At 64.0% G+C, this 11008-nt stretch carries 7 protein-coding genes; 5 read left to right on the forward strand and 2 right to left on the reverse strand.

Going from position 1 to position 11008, the window contains the following annotated elements:
- Window positions 1-795, reverse strand: a 795-nt coding sequence (locus NHF53_RS10105) for a helix-turn-helix domain-containing protein (RefSeq protein ID WP_252834074.1), incomplete at its 3' end; no start/stop codon positions are given.
- A 34-nt stretch (window positions 796-829) separates the two neighbouring features.
- On the opposite strand from NHF53_RS10105, the gene NHF53_RS10110 reads away from it, so the two are divergent.
- From NHF53_RS10110 to NHF53_RS10125, 4 genes are all read left to right on the forward strand, one after another.
- The gene (locus NHF53_RS10110) at window positions 830-1063 is read left to right on the forward strand and encodes a hypothetical protein (protein ID WP_252834075.1); all 234 of its coding nucleotides are present in this window, start codon (window positions 830-832) and stop codon (window positions 1061-1063) included.
- Window positions 1064-1125: 62 nt separating this feature from the next.
- Window positions 1126-2586, forward strand: coding sequence for a hypothetical protein (locus NHF53_RS10115; protein WP_252834076.1), 1461 nt, complete (start codon window positions 1126-1128; stop codon window positions 2584-2586).
- Window positions 2529-3083, forward strand: a complete 555-nt coding sequence (locus tag NHF53_RS10120; protein ID WP_252834077.1) for a hypothetical protein — start codon at window positions 2529-2531, stop codon at window positions 3081-3083. The genes NHF53_RS10115 and NHF53_RS10120 overlap by 58 nt, the downstream gene beginning before the upstream one ends.
- A 257-nt stretch (window positions 3084-3340) precedes the next feature.
- Window positions 3341-4285, forward strand: coding sequence for an IS481 family transposase (locus NHF53_RS10125; RefSeq protein ID WP_252834078.1), 945 nt, complete (start codon window positions 3341-3343; stop codon window positions 4283-4285).
- A gap of 202 nt (window positions 4286-4487) precedes the next feature.
- Here the strand turns inward: NHF53_RS10125 and NHF53_RS10130 are convergent, their stop codons facing one another.
- On the reverse strand, window positions 4488-7106 hold the full coding sequence (locus tag NHF53_RS10130) for a DUF3131 domain-containing protein (protein WP_252834079.1): 2619 nt from the start codon (window positions 7104-7106) through the stop codon (window positions 4488-4490).
- Window positions 7107-7256: 150 nt separating this feature from the next.
- Between NHF53_RS10130 and NHF53_RS10135 the strand changes: the two genes are divergently transcribed.
- Complete coding sequence (locus NHF53_RS10135) at window positions 7257-10727, forward strand: glycosyltransferase (protein ID WP_252834080.1); 3471 nt, start codon at window positions 7257-7259, stop codon at window positions 10725-10727.
- The last annotated feature ends 281 nt before the right edge of the window (window positions 10728-11008 follow it).

Consider the following 11008-nt stretch of genomic DNA (forward strand, 5'->3'; position numbering starts at 1 on the left):
ACGGGTGGCTTCCTTCTTGAGCGTCAGATGCATGCGTTCGTGCCTGCCGTTCTGTTGCGGATGGCCCGGTTTTATGCGCTCGATGGCGATGCCGAGCCTGAGCCACCAGACGGAAAGCTTCGACAGATTGTAGAGGCCGTTCGGGCTGGCGAAGGGGACGCCGTTGTCGCTGCGGATCGCGCCCGGCAGGCCACGCTCGGCAAACAGCCGGCGGAAAGCCTCGAAGACGGGAAGCTCCTTGTTCGACGAGAAGGCCTCGCAGGCCAGAAGATAGCGTGACGCCTGGTCGGTCACCGTCAACGGGTAACAGTATCGGCCATCCCCCAGTTTGAACTCGCCCTTGAAGTCGACGCACCACAGATCGTTGGGGACGAGCGCATGGGACAGGTCCGTGCCCTGGGCCTTGTTGCGATGGCGCTTGCGGGCATGGGCGACCAGCCCGTGGCGATCGAGAACCGCATGCACCGTGCTTGTCGAGGGGATGCGCACGTCGCCTGCAAGCTTGCGCACCAGGAGCTCCCTGATTTTACGCGCTCCCCAGTGCGGCTTGTCCTTCTTCGATGCGGTGATCATCGCCTCGATCTGATCAGGCAGTTGATTGGCATAGCGCACCGGACGGCGTGACCGGTCCGTCGGCGCCTCCAGGCCGTCCTGCCTGTAGCGATTGAAGATCTTGTAGCCGGTCTTGCGCGATATGCCGAAGTCCCGGCACACCTCGCTCATTCCTTCGCCCTCCAGAAGCCGGGCGACAAAACGAAGACGTTCCTCCATGACCGAAGTCTCTCTCCATGGCATCAACACCTCCCGCAAAAAGCGAAAAGTGTTACCCATGTCTCCGGTACAATTCGTCACCTATCTCTCAGCCCGGACATCCCTGAGCGGGCACTGCGTTTACGCCACCTCCCGATACCAGCGTCTGAAGCAGCCGGGACTTCGATCCCGTGATGCGGACCTCGCCTTCTGCGACCTCGACGCGCTGTGCCAGCGCGCGCAGGTGATCGCGGCGATAGCGCCGCAAGTTGTCGGCCTTTCGCGATTGAGGGGGCTAGAAGGTTCGGGATAACTACGGGAAAAGTACCGGCACAACCCTTGTCCACACCAACAATACCGGTTAGATACCCACCTATGGTCGATGCATTGCCGTTTTCGCCTTCAAGTCTCGATTGGAATTCGGACGAGTCAGCGCTGATTAAAGTGCTGGAAGGGTCTGATCGAAACGCCGCATGGCAGACAGCCGAGCGCCTCTGCGCTCAGAAATCAGACGGCACCAAGCCTCAGCTGTCGACTACAGTCGCGCGTGCCGTAGCCGGGTTATTTCTGGCCAAAGTAAGCTCCCTGTCCACCTCCAACCCGGCCGCCTGCGTCGCTGCTTTTGATGGGCCGGTGGGGCAATTTTTCCCGCCGGGCGACGGACTTAGCCGTCACCTTGTCCTTGCCCTTGTGAAACTTGGGGGTCTGGAGAACCTGCGTCGCGCGGAATCCGTTGTAGCCGGAACCATTCGCGGGCCGGACATGCGTACAACGCTTAATGCCGCGATCTGGAAAGGTTATTGGAACTCTGCTGGGCGGGAGGGCGCGGCATTTCTGGAGCGTGTGTCGGCTCATCCCAAGACCGATTGGGAACTCCAGTATCGCCGTATCCGCCAACTCACCCATGACAATGATCATGAGACGCTAGACTTGTACGTCGCGCAGCTCATCGACGAAGCCCGGACAGACTGGGTCAACCCACGGCCACTCACCGCTGCGGCACTTTACTTCGCCCGCGAAGGTCGGCGTGATCAGTTTGAGCGGTGTCTGGAAACGGCCTCGGCCCTGCTGGGTGCCTGCGACAGAACTCGCTGGTTGAGCCTGCCACGTAGCCAGCTTGTCGGCGTTGTCTCATCTGCTTTGAACCTCGGCGCATTTGCTTTAGTTGAAGAGATGCTAACGCGCTTCGAGGATGAGGGTTGGACGGTTCCCGCCGATGTCACTCACCTTCTTGATCTTCATCGCGGCCTATTCGAAGTGTTCGGTGACAAGCTTCGCGACATCGTTCCGCCGGGCGCGACTTTAGAGCAGATGCGAGATACCTGGATCGATGTCGCTGGGGCACCGCTTTCTATAGAGACCGATCGTGTCGTGGTCGCTGTTCCAGTGAACGCATTCAGGCCTGACGCCGACCCATTCGTTATGACCGTTGCAGAAGCACTTCGACAAGCCCCCGCTGGTGCTATTGAGCGGCGCTGGTGTTTCATCGGCGGGCCGCTGCTTGAGGATGTGCTGGCAACGGCTGGCCCTGTCATCAGCTATCACACGCGCGCCGACGAGAGGCCGGGGCGACCATGGCTGCATATCAAGAGCTCTGTGCTAGAACCCTACGGAATCCTCGACCGCGAGGGGTATTTCGGCTGGTCGAGCTACTCCGCGCCAAAACACCGGTACCCGATACCGCAAGTAGACTCGAACGCGATATTGTTCACGCACAACTGCGTACTCGCTACCTTTCGAGCGAACATGGACGCGGTCAGCCCGCCCTACGCGGTAGTTTGCCGGACGAACCCTACCTGTTCCTACCGCTGCAGTTCTACGGAGCCGAACAACTAATCGGCTCGGCATCGATCGATATGATCCGAGCGACCGAGATCGCCGTCGACTGGGCAGCCGGTACGAAACGTCCGATCGTCATTAAGCGTCATCCCCAATGCGATAGTTCCGCTGTCGCCGCGCTGATGCGCCGCCTTGAGCAAAGGCATGGCGTGACAGTATCGAATGCAAGAATGCCCGACCTACTTGCCGGAGCCTGGGCGGTCTTACCCGGCAACTCCGGTGTCGGCATGCAGGCCGCGATCCTGCTGAAAGGATCGATCGTTACCGGAACAGTTGATTATCTGCCTGTTTCGGTGCGGGTCCATGCCGAGGACGAACTGGCTAGCGTGTTAGCCTCCTACACCCCGCCATCGGCGGACACAATAAAGGCCTTTCTTGTCGACTATTTCGGCCGGTACTGCGTGGACTGGACGAGCCCAGTCACCCTCGGCAATACGGTTGCCCGTTTCCTTGCGGATTGCAGATTGCACGGTTCGAAAGACGTATTCAACTGAAGTCAGACGGGCGGGGCAAGGACAGGTGAGCCGGAATGATCCCGCCTTTCATGTGTCTGGGGCGCCTCGCTAATTTCGGTTGGAGTCCGCACGTTCTGACCTAGTTCGCGCATTCGCTTGGCTCGAAGATGTCGACGAGTTTGCCGATGAGGCTCCTGAGGCCGGGCACAGTACTCTAGCTGTGAAATCTCAGGAGGTTGTTCACCCGGAAGGGGTTTAGGCTGCAATCGCCAAACTCCAGCCGAGGACCCCGAAGGATGAACAACCCGCACCATGGGCCCCGTCTTACAGTTTACAGTCGAGAGCAGATCGTCAGGCGCATCGCATCGGGGCAGTCTGCGGCCGAGGTGGCCAAGGCCTTTGCCGTTTCGGTCCGCACGGTGCGCAAATGGCTCGCCCGGTTCAAAGCGGGCGGGAGCGCTGCGCTCTCAAACCACGCCAGTGCGCCCGCCCGCGTCAGCGCGCGCCTGCCTGAGCCGGTGGTGACGTTGATCCTGCACTTGCGCCGGTCCCTTCGGATGACCGGGGCGACGATTGCGCAAAAGCTCGGGCTGGCGCGGTCCACCGTGTCGCGATGGCTCAAGCGCGAGGGATTGGGACGGCTCTCGCGCCTCGATCCGCCCGAACCCGTGCGCCGCTGTCAACGCGAGCGACCGGGTGAGCTGATCCACCTGGACATCAAGAAACTGGGGCGGTTCGACCGTCCCGGGCACCGTATCACCGGAACACGGGCCGGATGCCGCAACAAGGGAGCCGGTTGGGACTTCGTGCATGTCGCGATCGATGATGCGACGCGGCTGGCCTATGTCGAGGTCCTGGGCGACGAACGCAAGGCGACCACGACCGGTTTCCTTCTGCGGGCGCTCCGCTGGTTCCGCAACCAAGGCATCCGGGTCGAACGGGTAATGACCGACAACGGATCGGCCTATCGCTCCCGCCGCTTCGCCAAAGCCCTGCGGCGTCTCGCCATCCGGCACATCTTCACCAGACCCTACACGCCGAAGACCAACGGAAAGGCCGAGAGGTTCATTCAAACCCTCCTGCGCGAATGGGCCTACGGCATGTCGCATCCATCTTCCCAAGCCCGAAACGCAGACCTGCCGAGATGGCTTGACTGGTTCAACCGATCAAGACCACACTCCGCACTCAACGGTCGAACACCCCTCGCCGAAGTGAACAACCTCCTGAGAACTCACATCTAGCGCTTGCTCCCTGCGGCGAGTTCGCGGGAGCCCAGGGCAGACGTCAGCGGCATGATCTGCCAGGCGGCGGACAGTCCCACCAGCACGTAGACGGTTCTGGCAAGCAGCGAGTCCGCGCCTGATGATCGCGGCGATCGTCCTTGTGGGTCTCGCCCGACGGACCGCAGCCGCCACCTGACGGCGCGCCGCCCGGCCGCCACCCTCACAACAGTGCCATGCGCCCCTTCAGCGTATAGGCGATGGCTTCGAGGATGACGCCGTTGGTGTTGACGTCGCTGTAGTTCGTCGTCTGCCGGCCGGTCGCGGCATAGATGCCGGAGGCAAATCCGAGTCCGGGGACGCGGCCCCTCTCGCGCACATGTTCGACGAGGCGGGTGGAATAGGCGTGCGGACGCACCGCATTCCAGAGATAGGCGCCCTTGCAGTTCACCACGTCGAGCGCCCGGCGCATCTCCGGCGTTCCGTAGCGCGCCCGGTCGACCATGGTCTCCAGCGCCCACGGGTCTTCTTCCGCGTCGACCTCGAGCCCCTGGTAGACGAACCAGGGCGCGCGGTCGATCGAGCTTTCCGAGACGCAGACGAACTGGCCCGTCCTGCGATATTCTTCGACCTGGGCGGCAAAGAGGACGTCGGAGATCACCTGCGCGGCCTCGGAGGCGCCGAACTCCATCGCCTCCAGCGTGTGCGGCTCTGTCCCGACCGCGCCGATGTCGGCGACCCTGCCGAGGATGCGCATGCGCCGGTCGGTCGCGACATCCTCCGGCTCCGGCGCGTAAGGTGTGTCGACCTCCATGCCCCAGAGCGCGAAGCCGCGGGCGGCGTAGTGGGCGTAATTGGAGCGGAAATAGGTCTTCCACCTGCCGTCGTCGATGTCGTGCATCCGGCGCTGCGAGATCGTGGCCGCAAGGTCCCAGCGCGCCAGCACGGCGGCGACGTCCTTGTCCAATCCGCGGCCTGCGAGCAGCTTCAGGGCCACCAGCAGCCGGCCGGTGTCGGAGGCGTTGTAGCTGTTCTCCACCGCGCCGCCACGCCTGGTCGACACGTTTGCCTGCGGCAGCCGGAGCTTGCCGATGCGCGTTGCCGGCAGGCTTTTCAGGATCTTTCCCGCCGCCTCGGCGAATTCATCGTCCGTCGCGAGCTCAAGCGCGTGGGCGGCGACCAGTCCGAATATCTGGCTGGCAATGTCCCACATGGTGACGAAGGGATAGGGAACGACGCTCGAGCCGGAGGCTTCGGCGCTCGCTGGCGCAAGGCCGGTCCACTTGTCCGAAAGGCGCGCGAAGTACCGCCACGCGAGTTCGGCATCCGCCTCGAGCCGCGCCTTCTCGGCAGCGTCGATCACCACCTCGCCGGCGTCGGTCTCGGCAAAGCGCATCTGCTGCGACTGCTGAAGCCGCCCGAAGATCGGGTCGCGGCCGGTCACCGCCGCACCAAAGGCCCCGAGCCCCGTCACGCGGTTACCCTTGCGGGCTGCAAGGCCGCCCAGGACGCCGGCGATCACCTCACCCGCCCCGCTCTCGGCGAGCGCCGCACCGCCGACCATCACCAGCGCATCGCGCTCGTGGCCGAGCCGGGTATTCAGCGTTTCCGCCAGTTCGCGGCCGTTACCGATCCGCAACCCACCGTCGATCCGGAAAGCGACCGGCACGTTGAGGAGCCCGTTCTCGTCCAGTCCTCCGCTCCCCTCTCCTCCGTCGAGCACGGCGGTCACCGTGATCCCGGCCGACGACAGCAGCGCCGCATCCGCCCCCCCCTTCGCCGTCACCGCACAGGTCGGAGGTGCGGCCTCGCTCTCCGAGCGGTCGAGGTCGAAGGCGGTGCCCGCCGCGGCTCGCACCACCTGCCAGTCCGGCGCCTGCGGGTCCGTGCCGAGCATCGGGCAACCCGCCCCGTCGGTCGCATCCGTTCCGCCCGAGCGGGTAAACGCGATCCCCGCCGCCGTCAGCGCCGTGACGAAGGCCGTCTCGGCATCCGCCGCGGCCATGCCGGAACCGAGGTCGAGGTGAACTGCAATCTCCCGCGAAAAGGCATCCGAGCGCAGATAGAATTCCGAGGGCAGGATCGTCGCGATCTTTCCCTCGTCCTCCGCCTCCGCGATGAAATCGGCGAGTGCGGCCGCCAGCGCGGCGAGGCGATCGTCGACGAATCGGGTGATGTCGGCCAGCGAGACGTAGAGCACGGCCGGTTCGTCACTTGCCATGCGCTGGGTGATCTTTCCCCGCCGCTCATCGAGTTCGGCGAGTGAGCCGAGGCGCAGGCCGCCGGCGACATGCATGATGCCGTTCTCAGTCTCGGAATAGCTGGTCGGTGCATCCTCCTTCGGCGTCACCAGAACGGTACGGAAACCGCCGGCCCTGACGCCGGAAAGCGTCGGCACCTCCGTCTCGCCCTGCCGGCAGAGCATTGTGACGCAGGCAGCATGCTGCACCGCGCCGTCCTCCGACCTTGTCGCGAGCGCCGCCAGCCGCGCCTGCGCGATGCCGGCGCGGCGCATCTGGAAGTAGACCCGCTCCGTCTCCATGCCGGGCAGGAAGACGACAGGCTCGAACATCCCCCCATAGGCCGCCCGTAGCGCGAGCGCCGCGCTGAACGCCTCGTCTCCGGCGTCCGCCGGCAGCGCAAGACCGAGCGGCACGTTGCGACGGATAATCGCCTCGGAAAGGAGGCGCATCTTGTCCGGCGCCGGCGCACCGTCAGTTCCGTCGAGGACCAGCATGAAAGGCGTATAGGCCTGCGCGCGGGCCATCCCGCCGGCAAGAAAAGGCGCCCCGACGACACCTATGCACAACGATTGCAGGACTTCACGGCGGGTCAGACGCATGGATTGCCTCTTTCGGGTTCACATTGGAGACGGCCGACATGGCCAGTTTTGGTCACAAATTACGGATGTCTTTGACGTAGATCAGTTTCACAACATTCGAATATCAGGTAAGAATAATGGAAAGGTTTACGGCAAGAACGGGTGCTGACCTTGTCATTGAAACCAAGCCCGCCAGAACCCGGCTCGAAGAACGGACGCCGGAAGAAGAAGCAAAGTCCGATATTTTACGATCCTACAGCCAGAAGGGGCATCGCCCTCGAGGTCGTCGGCTCTCTTTTGGTGCTCGGCGCCATCGCGTGGTTCGTCAGCTTCGGTCTCGGGATCTATCTGCTTGGTAAGCTGCCCGCGCCCGAAATCGCGGGCGGCGGGATGGCGTTTGCCGACCAGAGAACGCCGCCGGCTCCAAGATCCCGTCCCGCCGCCGTTGGCGTGCCGCAGCCCTCCCCGGACGCAGGCCCCGCTGCCCCGAGGAAGGCGCCCGTCCCGGAGGAGGTTTACGGCTATCTGCCCTACTGGTCGGAATGGGGCGACCAGGCTCTCGAAGAGCACCTCGCCACCCTCGATGGCCTGATGCCCGAATGGTATCAGATCGCCTTGCCTGCGGGTGAACTCATGCCGCTCGGGTTTTCCGCCACCCACCAGGTGCGTATTGCCGATGTCGTCGCACCCCGCCGCTGGGCACTCACCTTGCTGCCGGTCGTCGATCTTTTCGATCCCGCCGAAGTCGCGCGCGCGCTCGCCTCGCCGGAGAAGGTGGAGCAGATCCGCTCGGCGCTTGTACGCGAGGTCGCGGCGAGGGCCTATGACGGGATATGCCTCAACATCGCAAGCGTGCCCGATACCTCCTACGAGGATCTCGGACGGCTGCTCGCAGGGCTCCGGCAGTCCTTTGCCGCGATCGATCGCCAGACCTGCATCGTCGTTGCAAGCTATCAGACGCCATGGACGGACGCGACCATTGCAGCGTCTGTTGACCGCTACGTCGTGCTCGCCTTCGACGAGCCCGCCAACAGCGCCCGTCCGGTGCCGCTGGCGCCCCAGGCCTGGTTCACCGACCTGTTCGCCTCGGTCGCCGCGCAGGTTCCGCCGGAAAAGCTCGTCATCGCCCTCGGCAACCTGAGCTACGACTGGGTGAGCGGCGACAATGTTCCGCGAGAGATGAGCTTCCCCGAGGCTTCCCGGCTTGCCGGCCTTTACAGGAGCGGCATCCGGGTGGATCCGGTTTCGCTCAATTCCACGACCCGCTTCATCGACCGCGACGGCAACCGGCACCGCATCTGGCTGCTCGACGCCATCTCGTTCCACAACCAGTTGGTCGCACTCTCGGCCTCCGGGCAGATGCCCGCCGTCGCCATCTGGCCGTTGACCGATGCCGACCCGGGCGTCTGGCGCCTGCTCGACGGCCCGTCGGCTCGAAAGCCGGTTCAGTCGCTTCTGAAGAACGTGCCGCTCGCCGGCTATATCGGCTACGACGGCAAGGGCGCTTTCCACAAACTGGTCCGGGCGCCGGAAACCGGCCTCCGTGACGTTGTGCTCAATCCGGCCACAGGCCTCATCACCGAAGAGAACTACGAACGCGCGGCAGAACCCTTCAGCGTGCTGCGTTACGGCGCCGGCAAGCCGGGAATGGTGGCACTCACCTTCGACGACGGACCGGACTCGCGCTTTACCGATGCGATCCTGGACGAACTGGCCGCCCTCGATGCGCCGGGCGCATTCTTCGTCATCGGCCGGCAGGCGCTGGAAAACACGGGCATCGTCCGCCGGATCGTCGACGCGGGCCATGAGATCGGCGTCCACACCTACTCTCATCCGATGCTCGAGCAATCGTCCGAATGGCGCTCACGCTTCGAGCTCAACATCACCGAGCGGTTGATCGCGAGCCTCACCGGGCGCCAGACGCTGCTCTTCCGCTCGCCCTACGGCAGCAGCGAAGGCCCTCTGACGGGCGCCGAGGCGGAACCGATGCGTCTTCTCGACCAGCAGGGCTACATCGTCGCCGGTGCCGACATCGTGCCGCCCGACTGGCGGCGGATCTCCCCGGACGAGATCGTCGCTTCGGTTCTGCGGCAACTGAAGACCGGACGCGGCAACGTTATCGTCTTGCACGACGGCGGCGGCGACAGGGAAGCGACCGTAAAGGCGATCCCGATCCTTGTCAGCACACTCCGCCGCGCAGGTTACCGCTTCGTCTCGCTCGCCGACATGCTCGGCCTGCCCGAGGAGGTGATCATGCCGCAGGACCGACGTGCAGATGCCACGTTCGACGCAATCTCCTTCGACATCATCCGTTACCAGGCCAGAGCGTTCTATTGGCTCTTCTGGATATCCATCGTCGCCGGCATCACACGTGCGGTATTCGTCATCGTCGCCTCCCAGCTTCGCATCCCGCATCCGCTGCGCGTCGCGGACTACGCCCCGCCGGTCACCGTGCTCATACCCGCCTATTGCGAGGAGGAAACCGTCCTCGACACCATCGCCGCCGTTCTCGCATCGGACTATCCCGACCTGAAGGTCGTCGTCATCGACGACGGGTCGACCGATGACACCTGCGTCCGGCTTCTGGAAACCTACAGCCGCAATTCGCGCGTCCTGATCACGCGGCAAGCCAATCATGGCAAGTACGCCGCCCTCAACCATGCCTACACGCATGTCGACACCGATATCGTCGTGGCGATCGATGCCGACACCCAGATCGCGCCGGATGCGATACGCAAGATCGTCCGCCACTTCCGCGACCCCTCTATCGGGGCGGTGGCCGGTAACGTCAAGGTTCGCAACCGCGACCATTTGCTGACACGCATGCAGGCGCTCGAATACCTGACGAGCCAGAACGTCGACCGGCGAGCTTCCGAGGTCATCAACGGGATGCTGGTCGTTCCCGGCGCCCTCGGCGCCTGGCGTCGCAAGGCCGTAGAAGATGCCGGCTACTATTCCTCGGAAACCTTCGCAGAGGATGCCGATCTGACGGTTTCCGTCATCCGGGCCGGCTACAGGGTTGTCTACGAGGAGGACGCGATCGCCCGCACCGCGGCGCCGACCAGCCTCGACCGCTTCCTGCACCAGCGCCTGCGCTGGCTGTTCGGCATGATGCAGACCGGCTGGAAGCATCGTGGTGCCGTCTTCGAGATGAAGGGCATCGGGCTGATCTCGATTACCGATCTCCTGCTGTTCGGCGTGCTGACGACCACCATGGCACCGCTCATCGATGCCGGACTCGTCTGGGTCATCGCCGACCGCGTCGTGAGCCTCTATTTCGACCCTTCGGCACCCTGGTCGGAAACGTCTCTCTCCGTCATCGCGGCGTACACCATCTTCGCGATGTCCGACCTCATGGTCGGCCTCATGCCCTTTTACTACGAACCGAAGGAAGACAAGCGCCTCATCCTGCTGCTTCCCCTGCAGCGCGTGTTCTACCGGCAACTGCTCTATTTCTCGACATACCGGGCGATCGCGCTGGCGCTGACGGGCCGCCTCATGCGCTGGCGCAAGGCGACCGACACGGCCACCGCTGGCTCCGCGGCCAGGCGCAGACGCCTCGCGCCGGGCGTCGTCGCGGCCACGAAAGCCGGCGATCGACCGCCATCCGGCCGCCGCCGCACGCCGGACAATCGTGGTTGAAGGTCCGGCGCCGTCTGCCTGATCCGCGTGACGGCGCTCTCCACCCGCATGCCTGACGAGAAAGCCTTGTCACCTCCGCCGCCTCTTCGCCGGCGCCCCCCGGCGCGCGGGACGAGACGTTCGCCTCCCCTTCCATAGATACTAACCCATTGAGGTTATTTGCGATATCGCCCGTTTTTCACCCGAAAAGGCGAGGCGACGAAATGTACGGATGGGCGTAAGAAACTACAGAGGAAGACCGCGTCCACAGGGAGCGGCGGCGATAAATACCCTAAATTAGT

The sequence above is a fragment of the Ciceribacter sp. RN22 genome (genome assembly GCF_024054295.1).
Classification (GTDB): Bacteria; Pseudomonadota; Alphaproteobacteria; order Rhizobiales; family Rhizobiaceae; genus Allorhizobium; species Allorhizobium lividum.

What these genes read in the sequence shown, in the direction of transcription:
- NHF53_RS10110 (WP_252834075.1), top strand. Translation starts at nt 830, where the DNA reads ATGTCTCCGGTACAATTCGTCACCTATCTCTCAGCCCGGACATCCCTG.
- NHF53_RS10125 (WP_252834078.1), top strand. Translation starts at nt 3,341, where the DNA reads ATGAACAACCCGCACCATGGGCCCCGTCTTACAGTTTACAGTCGAGAG.
- NHF53_RS10130 (WP_252834079.1), bottom strand. Translation starts at nt 7,106, where the DNA reads ATGCGTCTGACCCGCCGTGAAGTCCTGCAATCGTTGTGCATAGGTGTC.
- NHF53_RS10115 (WP_252834076.1), top strand. Translation starts at nt 1,126, where the DNA reads ATGGTCGATGCATTGCCGTTTTCGCCTTCAAGTCTCGATTGGAATTCG.